At 61.4% G+C, this 21544-nt stretch carries 24 protein-coding genes; 13 read left to right on the plus strand and 11 right to left on the minus strand.

The window, feature by feature from the left end; genetic code table 11:
- Positions 1 to 218: 218 nt before the first annotated feature.
- On the plus strand, positions 219 to 1172 hold the full coding sequence (gene trxB / locus WDB88_RS11735; protein ID WP_339107859.1) for a thioredoxin-disulfide reductase: 954 nt from the start codon (positions 219 to 221) through the stop codon (positions 1170 to 1172).
- 215 nt (positions 1173 to 1387) lie between these two features.
- The gene (locus WDB88_RS11740; RefSeq protein WP_339107860.1) at positions 1388 to 2464 is read left to right on the plus strand and encodes a Hint domain-containing protein; all 1077 of its coding nucleotides are present in this window, start codon (positions 1388 to 1390) and stop codon (positions 2462 to 2464) included.
- A 147-nt stretch (positions 2465 to 2611) separates the two neighbouring features.
- Here WDB88_RS11740 and WDB88_RS11745 read toward each other — a convergent pair whose 3' ends face one another.
- A complete protein-coding gene (locus WDB88_RS11745) occupies positions 2612 to 2842 on the minus strand; it encodes a DUF1150 family protein (RefSeq protein ID WP_339107861.1) in 231 nt (76 codons plus the stop codon).
- Between the two features lie 21 nt (positions 2843 to 2863).
- Complete coding sequence (locus WDB88_RS11750) at positions 2864 to 3277, minus strand: Hsp20 family protein (protein ID WP_339107862.1); 414 nt, start codon at positions 3275 to 3277, stop codon at positions 2864 to 2866.
- Between the two features lie 224 nt (positions 3278 to 3501).
- Between WDB88_RS11750 and WDB88_RS11755 the strand changes: the two genes are divergently transcribed.
- From WDB88_RS11755 to WDB88_RS11765, 3 genes are all read left to right on the plus strand, one after another.
- Entirely contained in the window at positions 3502 to 3720 is a 219-nt protein-coding gene (locus tag WDB88_RS11755) for a DUF465 domain-containing protein (protein WP_339107863.1), read from the plus strand.
- A 77-nt stretch (positions 3721 to 3797) separates the two neighbouring features.
- Positions 3798 to 4289, plus strand: coding sequence for a 5-(carboxyamino)imidazole ribonucleotide mutase (gene purE, locus WDB88_RS11760; RefSeq protein ID WP_339107864.1), 492 nt, complete (start codon positions 3798 to 3800; stop codon positions 4287 to 4289).
- Positions 4286 to 5353: a 5-(carboxyamino)imidazole ribonucleotide synthase gene (locus WDB88_RS11765; protein WP_339107865.1), complete on the plus strand. Its 1068-nt coding sequence runs from the start codon at positions 4286 to 4288 to the stop codon at positions 5351 to 5353. Before purE ends, WDB88_RS11765 begins: the two co-directional genes overlap by 4 nt.
- Before the next feature lie 36 nt (positions 5354 to 5389).
- Here WDB88_RS11765 and WDB88_RS11770 read toward each other — a convergent pair whose 3' ends face one another.
- Together WDB88_RS11770 and WDB88_RS11775 are read right to left on the minus strand one after the other, a co-directional pair.
- On the minus strand, positions 5390 to 6196 hold the full coding sequence (locus WDB88_RS11770) for an alpha/beta hydrolase (RefSeq protein ID WP_339107866.1): 807 nt from the start codon (positions 6194 to 6196) through the stop codon (positions 5390 to 5392).
- Positions 6193 to 6792, minus strand: a complete 600-nt coding sequence (locus tag WDB88_RS11775; RefSeq protein WP_339107867.1) for a 2-hydroxychromene-2-carboxylate isomerase — start codon at positions 6790 to 6792, stop codon at positions 6193 to 6195. The genes WDB88_RS11770 and WDB88_RS11775 overlap by 4 nt, the downstream gene beginning before the upstream one ends.
- Positions 6793 to 6912: 120 nt before the next feature.
- On the opposite strand from WDB88_RS11775, the gene WDB88_RS11780 reads away from it, so the two are divergent.
- Positions 6913 to 7932 carry a ribose-phosphate pyrophosphokinase gene (locus WDB88_RS11780; RefSeq protein WP_339107868.1) on the plus strand — a complete coding sequence of 340 codons (1020 nt, stop codon included), beginning with the start codon at positions 6913 to 6915 and terminating at the stop codon, positions 7930 to 7932.
- 103 nt (positions 7933 to 8035) lie between these two features.
- Positions 8036 to 8866: a DMT family transporter gene (locus tag WDB88_RS11785; protein WP_339107869.1), complete on the plus strand. Its 831-nt coding sequence runs from the start codon at positions 8036 to 8038 to the stop codon at positions 8864 to 8866.
- Here WDB88_RS11785 and WDB88_RS11790 read toward each other — a convergent pair.
- From WDB88_RS11790 to guaD, 7 genes are all read right to left on the minus strand, one after another.
- Positions 8813 to 9952, minus strand: coding sequence for a low specificity L-threonine aldolase (locus tag WDB88_RS11790; protein WP_339107870.1), 1140 nt, complete (start codon positions 9950 to 9952; stop codon positions 8813 to 8815). The two genes, WDB88_RS11785 and WDB88_RS11790, sit on opposite strands and share 54 nt — an antisense overlap.
- On the minus strand, positions 9949 to 10398 hold the full coding sequence (locus WDB88_RS11795) for a YcgN family cysteine cluster protein (RefSeq protein WP_339107872.1): 450 nt from the start codon (positions 10396 to 10398) through the stop codon (positions 9949 to 9951). The genes WDB88_RS11790 and WDB88_RS11795 overlap by 4 nt, the downstream gene beginning before the upstream one ends.
- A 47-nt stretch (positions 10399 to 10445) precedes the next feature.
- Positions 10446 to 11366 (minus strand): bifunctional riboflavin kinase/FAD synthetase, encoded by a 921-nt coding sequence (locus tag WDB88_RS11800; RefSeq protein WP_339107873.1) that lies wholly within the window; start codon positions 11364 to 11366, stop codon positions 10446 to 10448.
- A gap of 41 nt (positions 11367 to 11407) precedes the next feature.
- Positions 11408 to 11854, minus strand: a complete 447-nt coding sequence (locus WDB88_RS11805) for a MaoC family dehydratase (protein WP_339109531.1) — start codon at positions 11852 to 11854, stop codon at positions 11408 to 11410.
- A gap of 224 nt (positions 11855 to 12078) precedes the next feature.
- The gene (locus WDB88_RS11810) at positions 12079 to 12960 is read right to left on the minus strand and encodes a TIGR01459 family HAD-type hydrolase (RefSeq protein WP_339107874.1); all 882 of its coding nucleotides are present in this window, start codon (positions 12958 to 12960) and stop codon (positions 12079 to 12081) included.
- Between the two features lie 82 nt (positions 12961 to 13042).
- On the minus strand, positions 13043 to 13801 hold the full coding sequence (locus WDB88_RS11815) for a sulfite exporter TauE/SafE family protein (RefSeq protein ID WP_339107875.1): 759 nt from the start codon (positions 13799 to 13801) through the stop codon (positions 13043 to 13045).
- Positions 13802 to 14078: 277 nt separating this feature from the next.
- Positions 14079 to 15359 (minus strand): guanine deaminase, encoded by a 1281-nt coding sequence (guaD, locus tag WDB88_RS11820; RefSeq protein WP_339107876.1) that lies wholly within the window; start codon positions 15357 to 15359, stop codon positions 14079 to 14081.
- Positions 15360 to 15495: 136 nt separating this feature from the next.
- Here guaD and mgtE point away from each other — a divergent pair, with 136 nt between their 5' ends.
- The 6 genes from mgtE to WDB88_RS11850 all read left to right on the plus strand — a co-directional run bounded on the left by mgtE (position 15496) and on the right by WDB88_RS11850 (position 21460).
- Positions 15496 to 16881 carry a magnesium transporter gene (gene mgtE / locus WDB88_RS11825; RefSeq protein WP_339107877.1) on the plus strand — a complete coding sequence of 462 codons (1386 nt, stop codon included), beginning with the start codon at positions 15496 to 15498 and terminating at the stop codon, positions 16879 to 16881.
- Positions 16878 to 17456, plus strand: coding sequence for a 5-formyltetrahydrofolate cyclo-ligase (locus WDB88_RS11830; protein ID WP_339107878.1), 579 nt, complete (start codon positions 16878 to 16880; stop codon positions 17454 to 17456). The genes mgtE and WDB88_RS11830 overlap by 4 nt, the downstream gene beginning before the upstream one ends.
- Positions 17457 to 17525: 69 nt before the next feature.
- Positions 17526 to 18341, plus strand: a complete 816-nt coding sequence (locus tag WDB88_RS11835; protein WP_339107879.1) for a TIGR00282 family metallophosphoesterase — start codon at positions 17526 to 17528, stop codon at positions 18339 to 18341.
- Between the two features lie 124 nt (positions 18342 to 18465).
- Entirely contained in the window at positions 18466 to 20244 is a 1779-nt protein-coding gene (locus tag WDB88_RS11840; RefSeq protein ID WP_339109532.1) for an SLC13 family permease, read from the plus strand.
- A 21-nt stretch (positions 20245 to 20265) separates the two neighbouring features.
- A complete protein-coding gene (locus WDB88_RS11845; protein ID WP_339107880.1) occupies positions 20266 to 20631 on the plus strand; it encodes a hypothetical protein in 366 nt (121 codons plus the stop codon).
- Between the two features lie 88 nt (positions 20632 to 20719).
- A complete protein-coding gene (locus WDB88_RS11850; RefSeq protein ID WP_339107881.1) occupies positions 20720 to 21460 on the plus strand; it encodes a YebC/PmpR family DNA-binding transcriptional regulator in 741 nt (246 codons plus the stop codon).
- The last annotated feature ends 84 nt before the right edge of the window (positions 21461 to 21544 follow it).

Here is a 21544-nt window from a genome sequence, read left to right on the forward strand (position 1 = left end):
GCCGAAAACTATCGAAAATATCGCAGTTGCGCAATAATATTTCACATCTTTATCTGCAAGCGCAATCGCACCCTGATTTCGCAAAGGCGGACCCGATCCGCCGCGCGGCACAATCGCATCATTCCTTCCGTCGAGCTCGGCGGGGGGTTTTCGTCGCAGGTTGCGGTGTCTATATCCGCATCAAACGCGCTGCAAGACAGGAATCTCAGGAGACCGGCATGTCCGAGACGACCAAGAAAACAAAACTGCTCATCATCGGCTCCGGCCCCGCTGGCTATACCGCAGGCGTCTATGCCTCGCGCGCCATGCTCCAGCCCGTTCTGGTGCAGGGCCTGCAACCGGGCGGCCAGCTGACCATCACCACCGAGGTCGAGAACTGGCCCGGCCATACCGAGGTCCAAGGCCCTGACCTGATGGTGCAGATGGAAGAGCACGCCCGCGCGATGGGCACCGAGATCATCGGTGATTACATCACCTCGCTCGATCTGGGCGCACGCCCCTTCACCGCGCAGGGCGACTCGGGCACCACCTATGTGGCCGATGCGGTCGTGCTGGCCACCGGCGCTCAGGCAAAATGGCTGGGCCTGCCCTCGGAAGACAAGTTCCAGGGCTTCGGCGTGTCGGCCTGCGCCACCTGCGACGGATTCTTCTATCGCGGCAAGGAGGTCGTGGTGATCGGCGGCGGCAATACGGCGGTGGAAGAGGCGCTCTTCCTGACCAATTTCGCCTCCAAGGTCACCGTGATCCACCGCCGCGACAGCTTCCGCGCCGAGAAGATCCTGCAAGAACGCCTGTTCAAGAACCCCAAGGTCGAGGTGGTCTGGAACCACACCGTTGAAGAAGTTCTTGGCACCGAGGCGCCCCTGGGCGTGACCGGCGTGCGGGTGAAATCCACCGCCGATGGCGCCGAGCGCGAAATCCCCTGTGACGGTTTCTTCGTGGCCATCGGCCATGCGCCCGCTTCGGAACTGGTGAAGGACCAGCTCAAACTGCAGGAGGGCGGCTATGTCTGGGTCGAGCCGGGTTCGACCCGCACCTCGATCGAGGGCGTCTTTGCCGCAGGCGATCTGACCGACCACACCTACCGTCAGGCCGTCACCTCGGCGGGCATGGGCTGCATGGCCGCACTAGATGCCGAACGCTGGCTGGCCGAACAGGGTCTGGCCGAATAACCCTGTCACACACAGACAGGTCCGGAACCTAACAAACCTCTGGAAAGCCGCCCCCCTCGGGGCGGTTTTTTGCCTTCCGGTTTCCCCTGCCCTGTTCAGGCCCGTTCCGTTCTGCCGCCCCCTATGGCCTGCGGCCTCCGGCGCATTTCACCGCAATTTAAGCTTTGTTTGCCAATCTCCCGAAGAACGGGATTTTGAAGCATAGATTGTAACCTATGGCAGATACATCTTCTTGGGGATGGTATTCCTCCAGCACATGGCCGGGCTATTCCGCAGCCTCGCAGGACAACCTCAATGCCAGCGGAAATGGCCGCTCGGTCGATCCGGCAGGCTATACCGAAATCACGCTACATGACACCAATAATGACGGGATTATCTGGGACTACGACACCGATGATGTGCATAGCCCCGATCCCGCCGAATATATCTCGGGCCCCTCGCTCAACCTCTATCCGCAGGAAATCGCGCTTTATACCAACTCGACGATGGTGGTGAACGGGGTCACCTATAGCGGACTGGAGATCGAGGTCACGCTGTTCACCGATGGCACATGGGGCGCCCGCCTGATGGACAGCTCCATTCCGGCGGGGGTGCATTACAGCAATGTCCAGTCCATCACATTGGGCACATGGGACGGGGTAGAATATGATGGCGTGACCATCGCCCATGTCGATGCCCCCTTCGTCTGCTTTGCGCAGGACACCCGCATCATGACAGTCGATGGCCCCCGCCCCGTGCAAAACCTGACCCCGCGCGACAGGCTGATCACCCCTCACGGTCCGCCCGCCCGTATTCTCTGGATCGGTTGCCGCGAGGTCGCGGCCCTCGGGCGCGCCGCGCCTATCCGCTTTGCGAAAGGCATATTGGGCAACACGCGGGCGCTGCTTGTTTCGGCCCACCATCGGGTGCTGGTCAGCCATCCCGCCTTAGAAGACCTTACGGGATACAGGCAGGGTCTGGCTGCGGCGCGTCACCTTGTCGGGCTCAGGTCCGGCATCCAGCCCGTCGCCTATCCGCGGCTGCGATACTGGCACATCCTGACCGAGCATCATCAGGTCATCATGGCCGAAGGCGCATGGGCCGAAACCCTCTATCCCGGCACCGAGGCATGGGCGATGCTCGGCCCCGCCTGCCAGAAGCTGATCCGGCAATCGCTGCCCCAGCTTTCCCGCCTACCCGCAGATTACGGCCCGCTGGCCTATCCGGCCCTCTCCGGCAGAATTTGCCGCGAACTGGGTCCGGCGCTGCTGCCACATACCCAATCGCGGGGCCTGGAAAAAGGCGTGGCCTGAGGGTCCGGCGGGCCATGCCCCCCTTTGGGACCAGCCGCCGGACACGCCTCACGTCCAAAGAAAACGGGGCGCCTATGCGGCACCCCGATATCAGTCAGCCTCCCGCCTCCAGAGGCCGGATTTGTCTTCTGCCGACGGCCCTTGCGATCAATGCACCGTCACAGGCGCAAGGTCGTTCTGCCGCGCAAGGATAAAGGCCATTTCGCGGTCACGGACCAAGGCCAGCCGCTCGCCGTCAGAAGAATGCAGCGCGTAAAGCTGTTTGACATCGCCCAGCTGGGCTTTCACCTCCTCGGGCAGATCGCCCGCATCCACCGCACGGATATAGGCAATCCGGTCCGTCTGGCCTTCGGGCGCAAAGTCGAATTTCGTATGCATCGCAAGTCCTCCTGCCTGATGTTATTTTTTCGAGATCGGGATCGTCTGCACGACGGGATCGGGCACCACCCGCCGCAGATCGACATGCAAGAGCCCGTTTTCCATCGACGCGCCCGCCACATCGACCCCATCCGCCAGCACGAAGCTGCGCTGGAAGGCGCGTGCAGCGATTCCACGGTAAAGATAAACGCGGTCCGCACCGTCTTCACCCTGCCGACCACGGATCACAAGCGCGCGATCCTCCATCGTGATCGACAGATCCTCTTCGGCAAATCCCGCCACCGCCAGAGTGATCCGGTAGCAATCCGGCCCCGACTGTTCGATATTATAGGGCGGATAGGCATCCGACCCTGTTTTGGCCGTCCGTTCCACCAATCGTTCCAGCTGGTCAAAGCCCAGCAGATACGGATGCGACCCAAAGCCTAGTTTCGTCATCAGGCAAGCCCTTTTCAAAGCGACGTGCAGCGAACGGGCCCCATGCACCGGCGGCCCTTCCCTATGAATATGGTCAGCCGCAGCGCATACCGCAAGACCCTGCCAGAGAAGGATTAACGTCGATTTTCTTCCGAAATTCCAAAAAATCGTGTATTAATAAAAATGAACACCTGCCGAGTCACCCTTTGAGGCCGGCGCCATACAGCAATCTACGGAACGCCATCATGAATGCGCATGTCGAAATGGAACACGAAGAAGTCCTGCGGGTCAAACTTGCGGTGCTACGTCAGGAACATCGCGATCTTGATGAAGCCATTGCAGCCCTTCAGGCTGTGGCCCATTGCGACCAGTTGCGTCTGTCGCGCATGAAGCGGCAGAAGCTGCAACTGAAAGACGAGATCGCCCGTATCGAAGACAAACTGATCCCCGACATCCTCGCCTAAGCCCCGAATCCCCCCTTTGGTCTTGCTCAGAACGGCTGCGCGCCTATAGTGCGCTTTCAAAGTTTCAGGAGGTACCATTGGGCGTAAAAGTCGGAATCATCATGGGGAGCCAGTCCGATTGGCCGACCATGAAGGGCGCAGCACAGATCCTTGACGATCTCGGGGTCAGCTACGAGACGAAGATCGTTTCGGCACATAGAACACCCGATCGCCTGTGGACCTATGGCAAGACCGCTGTCGAGCGCGGGCTGCAAGTGATCATCGCAGGTGCAGGCGGCGCGGCCCACCTGCCCGGCATGATGGCCTCCAAGACCCGTGTGCCCGTGATCGGTGTGCCGGTGCAGACAAAGGCGCTTTCGGGGGTCGATAGCCTCTATTCCATCCTCCAGATGCCCAAAGGCTACCCTGTGGCCACAATGGCGATCGGTTCTGCCGGTGCGCCCAATGCGGCCCTTCTGGCAGCGGGCATTCTGGCGCTTCAGGACGCGGCGCTGGCCGAGCGGCTGGACACATGGCGCACGACCCTGTCCGACTCGATCCCTGACGAGCCGCAGGACGTTCATCCATGACCGACATCTCGTTGCAACCCGGAGCCATGATCGGCATTCTGGGCGGCGGACAACTGGGACGCATGCTCTCGGTTGCGGCCTCGCGTCTGGGCTTCAAGACCCATATCTTCGAACCCGGCGCCAATCCGCCCGCAGCCGATGTGGCACATCAGGTGACCACAGCGTCCTATGAGGATGCCGAGGCCCTGCGCGCCTTCGCCCGTTCGGTGGACGTGATCACCTATGAGTTCGAGAACATCCCCACCTCGGCGCTGGATATCCTCGAGGCCATCCGCCCGCTGCATCCCAACCGGCGCGCCCTGGCGACCTCGCAGGACCGGATTATCGAGAAGAGCTTCTTGGGTGAGATCGGGCTGAAGACCGCGCCGTGGGCCAAGGTCACCGATACGGTCAGCCTCGACGCGGCGATTGCCGAGATCGGCACGCCCGCAATCCTGAAAACCACCCGTCTGGGCTATGACGGAAAGGGTCAGGCGCGGATCATGGCGCCCGAAGATGCCCCCGAGGCGCTGGCCGCGATGGCAGGGGCCGAGGCGGTTCTGGAAGGGTTCATCGACTTCTCGATGGAGATTTCGGTGATTGCCGCGCGTGGCACCACCGGTGAGGTCGCCTGTTTCGACCCCGGTCAGAATGTTCATAAGAACGGCATTCTGCACACCACCACCGTGCCGGCGCAAATCCCTGACAGCCTGCGCATGGATGCCGTTCTGATGGCGGCAAAGATCCTGAATGCGCTGGACTATGTCGGCGTGATGGGGGTCGAGCTGTTTGTCACCAAGGGGGGGCTGATCGTCAACGAGATCGCGCCGCGTGTGCATAATTCGGGCCACTGGACGCAGGCGGGCTGTGCCGTCGACCAGTTCGAACAACATATCCGCGCGATCGCGGGCTGGCCCTTGGGCGATGGCGCGCGCTATGCCGATGTCGAGATGCTCAACCTGATCGGCGATGATGTGCTGCGCGTGCCCGAATTTGCCAAGACCCCGCGCACGCAGATCCATCTTTACGGCAAGGCCGAGGCCAAGCCGGGCCGCAAGATGGGCCATGTAAACAGGCTGATATGAGAGTGAACGCCGCGCCCGATCAGCGCGGCGTCCGCTTCAGGAGCGGTCGAGATTGACGCCGATCAGATCGGCCAGACTTTCAAAATGCGTCAGCGGCAGCATATGCCCTGCCCCCGGCACCGTCGCCGTCCCGACATTCTGCATCCGCACCGCCAGTTCGGCACAGACCAGCGGCACCGAAGGGTGGGTCTGGTCGCCGTGGATCAGCAGGACCGGCGCGTCAATCGCCTCGATCCCGTCCGCCCGCAGGATCTGCCCGGGATCGGCGAAATTTGCTGTGGTCGTATTGGCCAGAATGGGCATCTGCTCCATGAAGCGCGCGCGTTGATGCTCTGGCAGAGCCTCCCAAGGCACACCGCTGCCCCATTGCGCCAGAAAGGCCCGTGCCGCCTCTTCGCGCTTTCCTGCAGCCAGAAGCTGCATCAGATGTTTCTGGTCCTTGGCCACCGCATCATATTCCGGCGTGCCTTCGATGGCGGCAAAAAGAATGGGCTCGATCAGCGTCAGACTGCGGATGGCCTCGGGGGCCGCAACCGCCAGCCGCAGCGCCACGCTGGAGCCGAAGCTATGCCCGATCAGATCAAGCGGGCGGTCGATGAAACTGGCCGCAATCTGTGTCACCAGCCTCTCGAAGGCACCGGCGGCCTCTTCTGCGGCCCATTCGCCCGACCGCCCGTGCCCCGGCAGGTCGAAGACCCGCGCGGTCATCCGGTCTTCCAGCAGCGCGAAGGACGGCTCCCATGCGCGGGCATTGCCCAGCATGCAATGGATCGCCAAAGCCGGGCGTTCGCCGCCCCCGAGCAATTCCGAGGCGATCTGGACGCCCCTGCGGTCATCGATCATGCACATGTCCCCAGATAGCTGTCGAGAAACGCCAGCCGGTCCTGCCCGAAGAAGCGCTGGTCGGTGTCGGTCACGATATAGAAGGGCGAGCCGAAGACCCCTGCGGCCACCGCGTCTTCAAGGTTTTTCTCGTAGGCAATCGCCCCGTCAAACAACCCCGTCGTCACCAGATTGCCGTCAAAACCATTGGCCTCCAGCGCCGCGCGGATCAGCCCTTCCTCGGCGATGTCGCGCCCTTCGGCCCAACGGGCGCGGGCAATGGCATGGACCAGCCCCCCCAGATCGCCGCCACCGGCCTTCTGGGCCGCGATGATCGCATAAGAGGCGGGGGCGGCATTGGGCACGGGCACCGAGATATTGGGCATCGGCAGCCCCAGTTTCTGCGACCAGCGCGTGACCTCCTGATTGCGATATTGCATCCGCGACGGATGGCGGTCCGCCGGACGGGTGCCCCCCGTGCGATCGAACAGCGCCATCAGGTCCAGCGGCCGATAGGTCACCTGCGCCCCGTGACGGGTTGCAATCTCTTCAAGACGCAGCCCCGCGAAATAGGTATAAGGCGAAAAAACCGAGAAGTAGTAATCAATATGTGACATTCGCATGTCTCCCTTGCACCCTTGGATTTGCCCAGACGCTACCTCGGTGCTAAGGCAGGCGCAATGTAAGCGAATCTCTGCCGCGACCTTCCCTTGCGGCGCTGCCCGGAGCCAAAGCCCATGTCCGCCATGACTGAACCCAAACTGATCGCCGGCAATGCCAACCGCCCGTTGGCCGAGGCCATTGCCCGCCGGATGTCGATGCATCGCGGAATGTCCGTGGGCCTCGTCGATGCCCGCGTCGAGCGGTTCAACGATCAGGAAATCTTCGTCGAAGTCTACGAGAACGTTCGTGGCGAAGACATGTATGTCATCCAGCCCACCTCCAATCCGGCCAATGACAACCTGATGGAACTGCTGATCATGGCCGATGCGCTCAAACGCTCCTCGGCGGATCGTATCACCGCCGTGATCCCCTATTTCGGCTATGCCCGCCAGGACCGCCGCACCAAGGCCCGTACCCCGATCTCGGCCAAGCTGGTGGCGAACCTGCTGACCGAAGCCGGTGTGAACCGCATTCTGACGCTGGATCTGCATGCGACGCAGATTCAGGGCTTCTTCGATATTCCGGTGGATAACCTCTATGCCTCGCCGGTCTTCTCGCTCGATATCATGCACCACTTCAAAGGCGATATGGATGATGTCATGGTCATCTCCCCCGATGTCGGCGGTGTGGCCCGTGCCCGCGAGATCGCCAAGCGCATCGGTGCGCCGCTGGCCATCGTCGACAAACGCCGCGAGAAAGCGGGCGAAGTGGCCGGCATGACCGTGATCGGGGATGTGACCGGCAAGAAATGTATCATCGTCGATGACATCTGCGATACCGCAGGCACGCTGTGCAAAGCCGCCGAAGTGCTGATGGAAGCGGGCGCTGTCGAGGTTCATGCCTATATCACCCACGGTGTCCTGTCGGGCCCCGCTGTCGAGCGCGTGTCGAAATCGGTCATGAAATCGCTGGTGATCACCGACTCGATCCAAGCGACCGAAGCCGTGAAGAAATGCCCCAATATCCGCATCGTGCCGACCGCGCCGATGTTTGCCCAAGCCATCCTGAACACATGGTCGGGCACCTCGGTCTCGTCGCTGTTTGAAACCGAAACCATCAAGCCGATCTACGAAGGCATGTATAGCCAGTCGTAAGACCGCCTCCGATACGATCCGAAAGCCCGGCCAAAGTGCCGGGCTTTTTCATTGCCCGAAAGTCGCATTTGCCAAGCTGGCTTAGGACCGGCAGAGTGACGGGATGCGCCTGTTTCTGACTACCTGCCTTGTGATGATCGCTTTTGCGGCCAATTCGGTGCTGAACCGGATGGCCGTGTTCGGGGCGGGCTGGGATCCGGCGCTTGTCGGGGTGCTACGGCTTGGGGCGGGGGCGGTGGTGCTATGCCTGCTCAGCGGGATACGCCTGCGCCATCCGCCCCCGCCTGCCATGCTGGCTTTGGGTGTGGCGACCCTGTTTCTGTATATCTGGGGCTTTTCACGCGCCTCCGGACGGCTGGATGCCGGTGTGGGCGCGCTGACGCTGTTCGGCACCGTGCAGATCACCATGTTCGGGGCCGCGGTCTTCCGCAAGACACACATCCCCCCGTTACGCTGGTTGGGGGCAGGCATGGCGCTCGCGGGGCTGGCGGTTCTGCTGTGGCCGCAAGGAGATCTGCGTATCGACATGACCGGACTGGCATGGATGATGGCGGCAGGCATGGGCTGGGGGCTGTATTCGCTGAACGGGGCAAAGGCACGCGATGCGCTGACGGCCACGGCGTTCAACTTCGCCCTTGCCACGCCTCTTGCGCTGCTCTGGTGGCTCGGGGCCGGCAGCCCGATGGCGGGGGCCTCCTACGGGCTTTGGGCCACACTGGCGTCGGGGGCGATAACATCGGGCTTAGGCTATGCGCTGTGGTATCGGGTGCTGCCGCAGATCCCCGCGACGCAGGCGGCTCTCGCGCAGTTGAGCGTGCCGCTGATCGCCGCATTGGGCGGCGCGGTGTTTCTGGCCGAACTGCCCGGCCCGCGCTTCTGGCTAGCGGGAGCCCTCGTGCTGGGCGGAATCGGGCTCGGCCTCCTGCGGCGCTAGGCTGCGCGGCGCTTCGGGCAGCGATCTGGCAGGCGCAACCCAGCCCAGAAGCCCCAGAAAGGTCTCGATCTCGGGCGTCGTGGTCGACCACGAACATACCAGCCGCGCCGAAAGCACCTCTTCCGCATCGCCTTCCAGATCCTGATCGAAGGGCCAGAAATAGTAATAGGCACCGTGATCGTGGAGCTTCTGGTGCAAATGGCGCGGCATGGCCACAAAAACCGCATTGGCCTGCGTGGGATGCAGCATCCGCACCTCGGGCAGGCTTGCCAGACCATCCGCCAGCTTGCGCGCCATTGCGTTGGCCTGACGTGCCAGCAACAGCCACAGATCGCCGTAAAGATAGGCCATCATCTGCGCCGCCAGATAGCGGTGTTTGGACATCAACTGCCCCGAACGCTTGCGCCGGATCTCGAATTCCTGCGCCCGGGCGGGATCGAAAACCACCACCGCCTCGACCCCCATACAGCCATTCTTGGTACCACCGAACGAGAGCACATCCACCCCCGCCTTCCATGTCAGATCAGCAGGGCTACAGCCCAGACGCACCACCGCATTGGCAAAGCGCGCCCCATCCATATGCACCGGCAGATCGAATTCGCGGGCCACATCACACAGCGCCTTGACCTCGTCCACCGTGTAAACAGTGCCGAATTCGGTCGCATTGGTGATCGAGACCATACCGCGCTTGATATTATGGATTGCCGCCCCCGTATGGCGGATCTTGTCCCGAAGCGCCTGCGGTTCCATCTTGGCATCTTCGCCCTCCACCAGAACCAGCTTGGCCCCATCGGTGAAAAATTCCGGCGCGCCGCATTCGTCTTCCTCGATATGGGCGTTGCGATGGCAGAAAATCGCCTCCCACGGTCGGGTCAGAAGCGCGCAGGACAGGGCATTGGCCGCCGTGCCGGAGGTCACCAGAAAAACACGCGCCTCGGGGGCCTCGAAAATATCGCGGATACGGGCTTCGACAACCGGCGTCAGGGCATCGCCGCCATAGGGGCGCGCATGGCCTTCATTGGCGGCCTGAATGGCCTCCATAATGCGAGGAGCCACCGCCGAAGTGTTGTCAGAGCCGAAATTCATGAAAGATCCTCGATCACATAATCTTCCCAGTCTTCTTCCGGCACCTCGTATTCCGGCACGGTCCAGCCACGCACGGACTGGCCCGCCTCATGCACCGTCTCTTTCGATCCGGAAAGAAGATAGTGCCAGCTTTCCAGCGGCTTGTCTTCAAACCGCAACCGATAGGCGCAGGTGCGCGGCATCCAGTAGGCGATCTGCTCGATCGACTCCGGTGTCAGACGCACGCATTCGGGCACGAAATGGTGCCGGATCTCGTATTGCGCACAGCGGCAGGTCTGCCCATCCAGCAGACGGCAGGCAACACGGGTAAACTCGACTTCGTTGGTATCAACGAATTCCAGCTTGTTGAGGCAGCACTTGCCGCACCCGTCGCACAGCGCCTCCCATTCCGAGGCATTCAGATCCCCGAGCGGCAGTTCCCAGAATTTCTTGCGTAGCTTGGACATAGAAGGAGACTCATCATTTGGCTGGGAAAGGCAATGCGTCTCTTGGCTCAGGCGGTCAAGATCTCGCGGGTGCGTTCGACATCACGATCCATCTGCGTGATCAGGTCGGGGATGCCGGTAAAGGCCAGTTCGGGGCGCAGATACTCGACCAGCGCGATCGATAGATGCTGGCCGTAAAGATCGCCCTTGAAATCCAGCAGATAGGTTTCAAGATTGGGCGTATTGACCCCGAACATCGGTCGCACCCCAAGGCTGGCCGCGCCCATATAGCTGCCCTTCTGCGGACCGGTCATCACATCGACCTTCACCGCATAGACGCCGAGTTTCGGCAGATGCAGCCCGTCCACCGACATATTGGCCGTGGGAAAGCCCAACTCGCGCCCGCGTTTCTCGCCATGAATGACCGCCCCTTCGATCCGGTGCAGGTGGCCCAGCATGGCGGCTGCGAGTTCCGGCTGGCCCTCGGACAGCGCATTGCGGATCGCGGTGGAGGACACATGCACCCCCTCCACTTCCAGAAGCGGCGCCACAGTCACGTCAAACCCGAATCTCTGGCCAAAGAGCGCCAGCTCCTCTACCCCGCCTGCCCGCTTGCGGCCAAAGCGGAAATCGCGCCCGACCGTCACATTGGACACGCCAAGCCCCTCTGCCAGCACATCGCGGGCAAAGGGTTCCGGCTCCATCGACGCCAGCTGCGCATCGAACGGAAGCGCATAAAGACTGTCGACGCCCAGCTTTTCCAGCCGGTTGCGGCGGGCTTCGGCATTCATCAGACGGAAAGGCGGATCTTCGGGGCGGAAAAACTCGCGCGGGTGGGGTTCGAACGTCACAACCCCCAAAGGCACGCCGTCACGACGCGCCAGATCGATCACAGAGCGGTGCCCCAGATGCACACCATCGAAATTGCCCATGGCAATGGAGGCGCCGCGCGCCTCCGGAGGAATCTGCCAGTGGTCGTAAACTCGCATAAAGCCGTCCGTTCCCGCATTCCCGCGAGAACGGGTCTGCCTCAGCCGCGCGAGATATCCCGCGACGGAGCCAGCACCACGGCCTCGCCCTTCAGAACAACCGTATCGCCCACCGTGCATTGGGTTGCAAGTGTGACACGCCGCTTAACCCGATCAATCGCCGCCACGCGGACAGTTGCACAAACTTCATCCCCCGGACGCACCGGCGCCATGAAAGTCAGCGATTGTTTAAGATAGATCGCACCATGCCCCGGAAGCTGTTCGCCAATCACGGCCGAAATCAGACCAGCGGACAGGATGCCGTGGGCGATCCGGCCCTTGAACATCGTGGTACGGGCGTAATCGTCATCGACATGCACAGGGTTCCGGTCCGTCGAGACTTCGGCAAAAAGCTCGATGTCACGGTCGGTCACCGTCTTCACCAGCTGGCGCGACATGCCTTCCTGAAGATCTTCGATGAAGATCGTGGAGCCTTCGATTTCCTTCATCAGCGTCATCCGCGTGGCCTTTCCAAACTGGTTATGTTGCATCGCAGCATAGCGCATCCCCGCGCCAATATCAATCGCCATAGCAATAATATATTGCCAACTACTACCAAATGATAATATTCTTGTGCGAAAGATTGTTTCAATCCGAACTCCGCATAGCAAAACGCCCCCTGAAACACTACGTTCCAAGGGGCGCTCAAATCACTAAAATTCGATTCAACTGGTTAGCGAAGTCTTCCAATCGCATAAAGCGGTGCCTGCTGCTGGTCATCCAGCCACGGCTCCAGCTTGTCGGAATCGGGGGCCTCCACATCCGGCCCGAAAGCCTCGGCGGCCAGACCACCGGTCACGAAAAGGCAATCAAGCCCCTCGCCCGCCGCCCCCGCGACATCGGTCAGGATCCCGTCCCCGATTGCCAGAATGCGGCCATCCTCCGGCAGACCGAAGGACGCGCTCAGCTTGCGGCGGGCCAGATCGTAGATCGGCGGATGGGGCTTGCCGCAATAGATCGCATCGCCCCCCATGTCCTCATAAAGCTCGGCCAGCGCACCCGCGCAGTAAATCCGCTTGTCGCCCATATCCACCACCAGATCGGGATTGGCGCAAAGCATCTTCAGCCCGCGGGTCTTGGCGGCCAGAAACGTCGCGCGGTAATCCTCGGGGGTTTCGGTCTCTTCGTCGAAAGGCCCCGTACACACAATGCCCTCGGCTTCTTCGAAAGACACGCGTTCGATCTTGGCACGGCCTTCCCATTCGGCGGGAATGGACGTGAAGAACCCGTTGTCTTTCTCCGGCCCCAGATGCCAGATCTTGCGCCCTACGGCACCGGCAAACATCGCATCCTGCGCGGCATCCCCCGAGCTGACAATCAGATCCCACGCATCGTCGGGGATCGCCATCCTGGCAAAGCGTTCTTTCACGAATTCCGCCGGACGCGGCGCATTGGTCAGCAAGACAACCCGTCCGCCTTTGGCACGAAACGCCTGCAGGGCTGCGACAGCCGCAGGATAGGCCGTCACGCCATTATGCAAACACCCCCACAGATCGCAAAACAGCGCATCATAGGAGGCAGAAATCTCGGCAAGCGATTGGACGATACGGGTCATAGCAACCTTTCGGGCAGTAAGTCTGTGGCGCGTCACGTGCGCAGGGCTCTCTTAGGGCTGCTCTATGACATGTCTGTAACAGTTACGAAAGCAAGGCCTGACCGCCGATCAGCGTCATTATGCCTTTCGCCAGCAAAATAACCGAAAGCAGGAACAGCATCCCCTGTATCACCCGGACATAATGCGTATCCGACAGTTTGACCGTCAGCCAGCGCCCGATAAACGTCCCCAGAATACCGGTGGCGGCCAATGCGGCAATCAGGCCCCAGTTCAGCCCGTCAAGCTGTCCGATCGCAAAATAGGCCGGAAGCTTCGCCAGATTGCCAATCGCGAAGGAAATCGCGATGGTGCCCGCAAATTTCAGCTTTGGCAGGCGCTGGGGCAAAAGATAGGCCTGCGCGGGCGGCGAGCCGGAATGGGTGATGAAGCTTGCGATCCCTGTCAGAGTGCCCCAGAAAAGCCCGGGCAAAAGCGCAGGCTGCGTGACCTTTGTGCCACCGCGCCCGCACCATGCGCGCAAACAGAACCAAAGCCCGATGCCTCCGGTAAACAGCAGCAGGACAGGCTCGGGCGTATATGGGGTGATAAAGGTTGCCACCCCCACCCCGAACAGCAGGGCAGGCGTGAAGATCAGCAGGTTGCGACCCGAAAACTCTTTCCGGAACAGCCAGACCCCGATCCAGTCGGTCACGATATAGACCGGCAGAAGCGTCGCAGCGGCGGTCACGGGGTTCATGAACAAAGCCAGCAAAGGCACAGCGATCGCCGCAGCCGATGCCAGACCGCCTTTCGACATGCCCACGATCAGCGCCGCGATGATAAAAAGAACGGTCTGGTCCATGTCATCCTCCAAGGCCGAACTCCACCCAAAGGCGAGCGCCTGCTTCTTCCCACGATCCCCCCCGAAGAACCAGCGCATTTCTCGCAAGGCCGCGCGAACACATCTCCGCCCTCATGTTCAGGCCGACACGCTTTGGGCCGAAAACGACCTTGTCGCACTTAACGCTTATGCGCTTCAGAGGATCTGAAGTTCGCAAGCAAGGTGAAGCTGCGAGCGCAAACCTGTTATTTTGATAAGGTGAGGATATGCTTCAAATTACAACACACACTAAACGGCGTTAGTGGTGCTTTTCCCCGTTCACCCAGACAGATGCGATGGCGCGGTCGTCGCCCATCATGATGGTGGCGAAAAGGGCTTGCGTGAAGCTGTCCGCGCGGGACATGCGTTGACGGATGGCGGGGGTGGAGGCCAGATCCACCACGATCAGGTCCGCCTCCAGCCCAACAGCGATATTCCCCACACGATCATCGATCTTCAAACTGCGCGCGGAGCCTTGGGTCGCCAGCCACCACAGGAATGCCGGATGCAGCGGCGTTCCCCGCAGCTGGCCGATCTCGTAGGCTGCAGCCATCGTGCGTAGCATGGAAAAGCTCGACCCGCCGCCCGTGTCGGTCGCAAGACCTACGCGGGTGCGGCCCACCATGCCCGCCATATCGAACAGCCCCGAGCCGATGAAGGTATTCGAGGTCGGGCAATGGGCAATCCCGGCATTCAGCTCGGACAACCTGTCGATCTCGCGCGGCTCCAGATGGATCGCATGGCCATAGAGACCGTTTTCGCCCAATAGCCCAAAGGCCTCGTAAGTGTCGAGATAATCGCGGGCTTGCGGGAAAAGCGATCTGACCCAGGCGATCTCGTCGGTCTGCTCGGAAAGATGGGTCTGCATCAGGCAGTCGGGATGTTCGGCCCATAGATCCCCCAGAGCGCGCAGCTGGTCTGGCGTGGATGTGGGCGAGAACCGCGGGGTGATCACATAAGACAGCCGGTCCACCCCATGCCATTTGCGCAAAAGCGCCTTGCTGTCATCATAGGCCGATTGGGCGCTATCGCGCAGCCCCTCGGGGGCGTTGCGGTCCATACAGGTCTTGCCGCCCATCGCGCGCAGACCACGCCTTTGTGCCGCCGTGAAAAAAGCGTCGACGCTTGCCGGATGGACGGTACAGAAGCTGCACATGCTTGTCGTGCCATTGGCCAGCGCCAGATCCATATAGGTCTCGGCAATCGTCTTGGCATAGAGCGGATCGGCCAGTCGCATTTCCTCCGGAAAGGTATAGGCGTTGAGCCAGTCGATCAGCCGCTTTCCCCAGCTGGCAATGATCGCGGTTTGCGGAAAATGCACATGGGCGTCGATGAACCCTGCCGAAATCAGTTTGTCCCCGTAGTCGTGCAGGCGCGCCTGCGGCCAGGCGCGCTTCACATCTTCGGCAGGGCCGACCGCCGCGATCCGACCGTCCTTTACAACGACGGCACCTTGGGTCAAATGCTCCATCCCGAACGCCTGATCTGTCATGGGGATGTCACAAAAACGGATCACCTGTCCCAACAGAAGATCGACCATCACCATTCCTTTCCGCTCGCAAAAGACGCACCATCTTAGGCATGAGCGAAAACGGGATACCAGCCTCTTCTGCCCGCCCAGCGGATAGGCTAGTTTGAATACCGAGTTGCGGGCCAATAAAATCCAAGGGGGCCGGATGGCAGAAGATCTGATCGAGGACCAAGAGCGCGAAGAGCAGGATTACCGGCTGGATGGCGAGCTGGTCGAGACGATCCTGCAGGCCGTGGAAGACGAGGACGCAGAGGCGCTCAAACGCCTGCTGGAGCCTTTGCACGCCGCAGATATCGCTGACCTTCTCGAACAGATCTCGGGGAATGAACGCCGCGGGATCCTGCGCCTCTGGGGCCGCGAGATCGACGGGGAGATCCTGACCGAGATCGACGAATCGATCCGCGAGGAAGTGCTGTCGAGCCTCGAGCCCGAGGTTCTGGCCGAGGCAGTCCGCGAGCTTGATTCCGATGACGTGGTCGACCTGATCGAGGATCTCGAAGAACCGCAGCAGGAAGCGATTCTCGACATCCTCGATGACCGTGACCGGATCGCGGTCGAGAAATCGCTGACCTATCCCGAATATTCTGCCGGTCGTCTGATGCAGCGCGAGGTGGTCACCGCCCCCGAGCATTGGACCGTGGGCGAGACCATCGACTATCTGCGCTCGTCGGAATGGTTGCCGGACCAGTTCTACCACGTCATTCTGGTGGACCCCGCACATCACCCGCTGGCCAATGTCACGCTGGGGCGCATTCTGTCGGCGCCGCGCGATTCCGGCCTCAGGGATATTGCCGAGGAAGAGTTCCGCACGATCTCCGTCTATCAGGAGGAAGGGGATGTGGCCTATGCCTTCAACCAGTACCACCTGATCTCCTGCCCCGTGGTCGACGAGAATGACCGCCTTGTCGGCGTGATCACCATCGACGACGCCATGTCCGTGCTGGATGAGGAACACGAGGAAGACATCCTGCGTCTGGCGGGTGTGGGGGATGAATCCTCGCTTTCCGACACCGTTCTGGAAACCCTGCGCCAGCGGTTGCCGTGGCTGATGGTGAACCTGCTGACCGCCATTCTGGCCTCGCTGGTGATCTCGGTCTTTGAAGGCACGATCCAGAAAATCGTCGCCTTGGCGGTGCTGATGCCGATTGTCGCTTCAATGGGGGGCAATGCGGGCACGCAGACACTGACCGTGGCCGTGCGGGCGCTGGCAACCAAAAGCCTGACCGATAGCAACGTCTGGCGTGTGGTCAGGCGGGAAACCATTGTGGGGTTGCTCAACGGGCTGGCCTTCGCGCTTGTCATGGGGATCGTCGCATGGGTCTGGTTTGACGGGGCCACGCTTGGCGCGGTGATTGCCATTGCGATGGTCATCAATCTGGTGGTGGCAGCGGTTGCCGGCATTCTGGTGCCGCTGGCGCTGGAGAAACTCGGGGCCGACCCTGCACTGGCCTCGGGGACCTTCGTGACGACCGTCACCGATGTCGTGGGGTTTTTCGCCTTTCTGGGCCTTGCGGGGACTATGCTTTTATGAGCTCGGGCGAGGACAAGCAGGCCGCGCGCAAAGCCGCCTTCGCCGCCCGCAAGGCCGCCTTCGCCACGCAGGGGCTGGCGCTGCAGGCCAATGCCCGCCTGAGCGAGGTCCTGCGCCGCTATGCGGGTCAGATCGTGGCGGGATACATGCCGATCCGCACCGAGCTTGACCCCCGCCCTGCCCTGCTGCGCCATGACGGCCCTCTCTGCCTGCCCGTGGTCGAAGCCGAGGCCCGACCGCTGTCCTTCCGACCGTGGTCGGCGGAAGCCGAGATGATCCCCGGCGCATTCGGCGCGGCCATTCCCGCCGCTACGGCGACGGTCTGCCCGCAGGTGGTCGTGGTGCCGCTTCTGGCTTTCGACCGCCGCGGCTTCCGGCTGGGGTATGGCGGCGGGTTTTACGACCGTACCCTTGAGGGCCTGCGCCAGCGCGGCCCCGTCACGGCGATCGGTTTCGCCTTTGCCGCGCAGGAAATGGCGCGGGTTCCCGTCGAGGCCACCGACCAGCCGCTGGACCTGATGGTGACCGAAACCGGCGTTTTCGGTCCTTTCCCCACCCGCTCCGAGGCGCCGTAACGCCAAAAATCGGGGGAAACGGGTGAAAACATTTGCCCTTTCACGCCCGACCCCCTAAGGCAGGACCCCATGAAAATACTCTTTCTTGGCGATGTAATGGGCCGCGCGGGGCGCACGGCAATCAGCGAGCGTCTTGCGGGTCTGCGCGAGGCGTGGAAGCTGGATTTTGTCGTGGTCAACGGCGAGAACTCCTCGAACGGGATGGGGCTCTCGGCGGATCATGCCAAGCTTTTGCTGAATGCGGGTGCCGATGTGGTGACGCTGGGCGATCATGCCTTCGACCAGAAGGACATGATGCCGTTCATCGCGCAGGAAAAACGGGTGATCCGCCCGCTGAATTTCGCCAAGGATGCCCCCGGTGCAGGAGCGCGGCTGTTTGAGGATCGTCGTGGCCGCAAGATCCTTGTGGCGCAGGTGCTGGGACAGGTCTTCATGAAGCGCCCCTTCGACGACCCCTTCTCCGCAGTCGAAAAGGTGCTGAAATCCTATCCTCTGGGCGGTCAGGCACAGGCGATCTTGCTGGATGTCCATTGCGAGGCGACCTCGGAGAAGATGGCGATGGGGCATTTCTGCGATGGCAAGGCCAGCATGGTTGTGGGCACCCATACCCATGTGCCCACCGCCGATGCCATGATCCTGCCCGCAGGCACCGCCTATCTGACCGATGCGGGTATGTGCGGCGATTACAACTCGGTGATCGGCATGGAAAAAGCCGAGCCCATGCGCCGCTTCATCACCGGCATGGCACGGGACCGATTCACCCCTGCCAAGGGCGAGGCATCCCTTTCGGGGTTCTTCGTCGAAACCGATGACCGCACGGGGCTGGCCAAACGCTGCCAGCCGGTGCGGGTGGGCGGACGTCTTCCCGAACAGACGCCGATTTGAGCGGATCCGGTTGCCTTTTGCTCCGTTGCGGCGGAAAGGCTCCTGATTTTCAAACTCTGCTTGTGCCGCGTCCCGTGCTGATTAGTATCCGCCCGAAGACGCTTGAAAAATTCTTGGGGTCATGATGATCGATCTGCCGCTTTCCGATACGGTGCGGGCCATTTTGCCGCTGCTGATCGTGGTCTGGATGTTCGTCATGTTCATCCGCGAAACGCGCCCGCCCGAGGTGATCGCGATTGCGGGTGCGGCGCTGATGGTCATCTTTGGCTTCGAGCCCGTGAAACAGGCCACCGAAAGCCTGTCGAACTCGGCACCTTGGACCATTGCCTTCATGTTCCTGATCATGGGCGCGCTGGTGCGCACAGGCGCGCTGGATGCGATGACCCGCTATGCCGAGACCCATATTTCGAAGCGCCCCGTCTTCACGGTCGGGCTGATGTTTGCCATCACCGCCGTCGCATCCGGGGTGATGAACAACACCCCCGTCGTGGCGGTGATGATCCCCGTCTTCATTCAGGTGGCGCGCAAACTGGGCAAGTCGCCCTCGAAATTCCTGTTGCCGCTCAGTTACTTCACCGTCATGGGCGGTATGCTGACGCTTCTGGGCACCTCGACAAACATCCTCGTTGACGGGGTCGCGCGGCGCAGCGGGCTGGAGCCTTTCGGCGTGCTGGAGATTCTGCCGGTCGGGATCGCGGTGCTTGTGGCAGGCTCGCTCTTCATGGCGCTGACCACCAGATTCCTGCTGCCCGAGCGCCAGTCGATGGCCTTCCTGCTGGGCCAGCGCCCGAAGATGAAATATTTCACCGAGGTGGCCATCCCCGAGGACAGCTCGCTTCTGGGCACGCCGGTTCTGGAGGTGGATGCCTTCAAACGCGAGGGCGTGCGCGTGGTGGATGTGCTGCGCGGCGATGCCTCGCTGCGCCGCGATCTGCCCAATGCCGTTCTGGAACAGGGCGACCGCGTGGTCTTGCGCACCGAGATGACCGAGCTGCTGGGCATGCAGAAAAACCCCGATCTGCGGATGATCGACAAGCTGAGTTCGGTACAGACCGAAACCGTCGAGGTGCTGATTTCGCCCGGTTGCCGGATGATCGGGCGGTCCTTGGGCGAGCTGCGCCTGCGCCGCCGCTACGGGGTCTATGTTCTGGCCGCCCACCGCCGCAACCAGAATATCGGGCGCCAGCTGGATGATCTGGTGGTTGTCGTGGGCGACACGCTGCTTCTGGAAGGCGCGCCGGAAGACATTGCGCGTCTGGCCTCGGATATGGATCTGGTGGATGTCTCCAAGCCCACCGCCAAAGCCTATCGCCGCAGCCATATGCCGCTGGCGATCGGGGCGCTGCTGGGCGTTGTCGGGCTGGCCGCCTTTGACATCGCCCCGATTCTGGTGCTGGCGGGCGTGGCCGTAGCCATCATTCTGGTCAGCAAATGCATTGATGCCGATGAAGCCTTCACCTTTGTCGACGGGCGCCTTCTGGCCATGATCTTCTCGATGCTGATCGTGGGTGACGCGCTTGAGGCTTCGGGATCGGTGAAACTGCTGGTCGATTATATCTCGCCCTGGCTGACCCATCTGCCGCCCTTCGCCACCCTGATGGCGGTGTATTTCATCGGGCTGGTGATGACGGAATTCCTGTCCAACAACGCCGTGGCCGTGATCTATGCCCCGATCGCCATCAGCTTGGCCCATTCTTTGGGCTATGACCCCCGCCCCTTCGCCATCGCGGTAATGTTTTCGGCATCGGTGGCCTTTGCGACGCCGATCGGCTATCAGACCCATATGATGGTCTACGGGCCGGGTGGCTACCGTTTCAACGACTTCCTGCGTCTGGGGATTCCGCTGGATATTGTCACCGGCCTGACCGCTTGCCTGATTATTCCTTTGATCTGGCCGCTTTGATTCACTTCGGGAGAACGTCCCATGAAATATCTGATTGGTCTGGGGCTGGCGCTCGGCCTCGCCGCCTGTGCTCAAACCGGCTGGAAGGCCAACCCGCAAGGCGTCACGCTGCATGGCGAACAGCTTGCGGTAAGCTTTTTCAACGGCGAGGTGTGCCGCGTGACTATGGGTGGTGCGCATTCGGGAACATTGTCCAACTGTTCCAACCCGTTGCACTACGAGGTCCGGATCGAGAGCCACCCGCTTGTACCCGCAGCCTCGGCGATCTTGCAGACGCAATCCACGGTGGTCCTGTCCAATGGCGCGGGCCGCACCTGGACCTTCCACACCCCCTCGCTGCGCGACACCACAGGCGACAATGTCGACCCGCCAATGGCGCTGCACTAAGCGTTTTCGCGCGGCATCTTGCAGATTGGGCGCTGTCTGTCCTATATCAGCGCCAAATTATATGAACATCTGACGGAGAAGACGGCTCATGGCAGGCCATTCAAAATGGGCAAACATCCAGCACCGTAAAGGCAAGCAGGATGCCATCCGCTCGAAAATGTTTTCGAAGCTTTCGAAAGAGATCACCGTGGCCGCAAAGATGGGCGACCCTGATCCCGAGAAAAACCCGCGTCTGCGTCTGGCGGTAAAAGCGGCCAAGTCGCAATCGATGCCGAAGGACGTGATCGACCGCGCGATCAAGAAATCGCAGGTGGGTGACGGCGATGAATATACCGAGATCCGCTATGAAGGCTACGGCCCCGAGGGGATCGCGGTGATCGTCGAGGCGCTGACCGACAACCTCAACCGCACCGCCTCGAACGTGCGTTCGACCTTCACCAAATGCGGCGGCAATCTGGGCACCAGCGGCTCGGTGAGCTTCATGTTCGACCGCCTCGGCGAGATCATCTATGACGCCTCCGTAGGCGATGCCGATACCGTCATGATGGCGGCCATCGAAGCGGGTGCGGAAGATGTGGAATCCGATGAGGAAGGCCACTGGATCTACTGCCCGATGGAAGATCTGTCCACGGTGACCGACGCGCTGGAAAAGGAACTGGGCGAGGCAAAAGAAGCCAAGCTGATCTGGAAGCCGCAAAACCGCACCGAGGTCAATCTCGAGACCGCGCAGAAGCTGATGAAGCTGATCGACACGCTGGAAGACGATGATGACGTACAAAACGTCACCGCCAATTTCGACGTGCCGGAAGACGTGGCCGCCCAACTGTAAATGAGGCCCTTCCGCCTGAATTCCAACGGCTACCGGATTGCTTCCGGTAGCCGTTTGTTTTTTGAAGCAGGGAAGACGCGGCAT

The organism is Thioclava sp. GXIMD4216 (assembly GCF_037949285.1).
GTDB classification, from domain to species: Bacteria; Pseudomonadota; Alphaproteobacteria; order Rhodobacterales; family Rhodobacteraceae; genus Thioclava; species Thioclava litoralis.

Excerpts from the sequence above, each read along its gene's own strand:
- WDB88_RS11830 (WP_339107878.1), top strand. The coding sequence starts at position 16,878 with ATGAGCTCGGGCGAGGACAAGCAGGCCGCGCGCAAAGCCGCCTTCGCC.
- WDB88_RS11775 (WP_339107867.1), bottom strand. The coding sequence starts at position 6,792 with ATGTCACATATTGATTACTACTTCTCGGTTTTTTCGCCTTATACCTAT.
- WDB88_RS11790 (WP_339107870.1), bottom strand. The coding sequence starts at position 9,952 with ATGAATTTCGGCTCTGACAACACTTCGGCGGTGGCTCCTCGCATTATG.
- WDB88_RS11810 (WP_339107874.1), bottom strand. The coding sequence starts at position 12,960 with ATGACCCGTATCGTCCAATCGCTTGCCGAGATTTCTGCCTCCTATGAT.
- trxB (WP_339107859.1), top strand. The coding sequence starts at position 219 with ATGTCCGAGACGACCAAGAAAACAAAACTGCTCATCATCGGCTCCGGC.
- WDB88_RS11815 (WP_339107875.1), bottom strand. The coding sequence starts at position 13,801 with ATGGACCAGACCGTTCTTTTTATCATCGCGGCGCTGATCGTGGGCATG.
- WDB88_RS11805 (WP_339109531.1), bottom strand. The coding sequence starts at position 11,854 with ATGAAGGAAATCGAAGGCTCCACGATCTTCATCGAAGATCTTCAGGAA.
- mgtE (WP_339107877.1), top strand. The coding sequence starts at position 15,496 with ATGGCAGAAGATCTGATCGAGGACCAAGAGCGCGAAGAGCAGGATTAC.
- WDB88_RS11750 (WP_339107862.1), bottom strand. The coding sequence starts at position 3,277 with ATGACGAAACTAGGCTTTGGGTCGCATCCGTATCTGCTGGGCTTTGAC.
- WDB88_RS11740 (WP_339107860.1), top strand. The coding sequence starts at position 1,388 with ATGGCAGATACATCTTCTTGGGGATGGTATTCCTCCAGCACATGGCCG.
- WDB88_RS11765 (WP_339107865.1), top strand. The coding sequence starts at position 4,286 with ATGACCGACATCTCGTTGCAACCCGGAGCCATGATCGGCATTCTGGGC.
- WDB88_RS11835 (WP_339107879.1), top strand. The coding sequence starts at position 17,526 with ATGAAAATACTCTTTCTTGGCGATGTAATGGGCCGCGCGGGGCGCACG.
- WDB88_RS11780 (WP_339107868.1), top strand. The coding sequence starts at position 6,913 with ATGTCCGCCATGACTGAACCCAAACTGATCGCCGGCAATGCCAACCGC.
- WDB88_RS11850 (WP_339107881.1), top strand. The coding sequence starts at position 20,720 with ATGGCAGGCCATTCAAAATGGGCAAACATCCAGCACCGTAAAGGCAAG.
- WDB88_RS11845 (WP_339107880.1), top strand. The coding sequence starts at position 20,266 with ATGAAATATCTGATTGGTCTGGGGCTGGCGCTCGGCCTCGCCGCCTGT.
- WDB88_RS11800 (WP_339107873.1), bottom strand. The coding sequence starts at position 11,366 with ATGCGAGTTTACGACCACTGGCAGATTCCTCCGGAGGCGCGCGGCGCC.
- WDB88_RS11770 (WP_339107866.1), bottom strand. The coding sequence starts at position 6,196 with ATGATCGATGACCGCAGGGGCGTCCAGATCGCCTCGGAATTGCTCGGG.
- guaD (WP_339107876.1), bottom strand. The coding sequence starts at position 15,359 with ATGGTCGATCTTCTGTTGGGACAGGTGATCCGTTTTTGTGACATCCCC.
- WDB88_RS11840 (WP_339109532.1), top strand. The coding sequence starts at position 18,466 with ATGATCGATCTGCCGCTTTCCGATACGGTGCGGGCCATTTTGCCGCTG.
- WDB88_RS11745 (WP_339107861.1), bottom strand. The coding sequence starts at position 2,842 with ATGCATACGAAATTCGACTTTGCGCCCGAAGGCCAGACGGACCGGATT.
- WDB88_RS11755 (WP_339107863.1), top strand. The coding sequence starts at position 3,502 with ATGAATGCGCATGTCGAAATGGAACACGAAGAAGTCCTGCGGGTCAAA.
- WDB88_RS11785 (WP_339107869.1), top strand. The coding sequence starts at position 8,036 with ATGCGCCTGTTTCTGACTACCTGCCTTGTGATGATCGCTTTTGCGGCC.
- WDB88_RS11795 (WP_339107872.1), bottom strand. The coding sequence starts at position 10,398 with ATGTCCAAGCTACGCAAGAAATTCTGGGAACTGCCGCTCGGGGATCTG.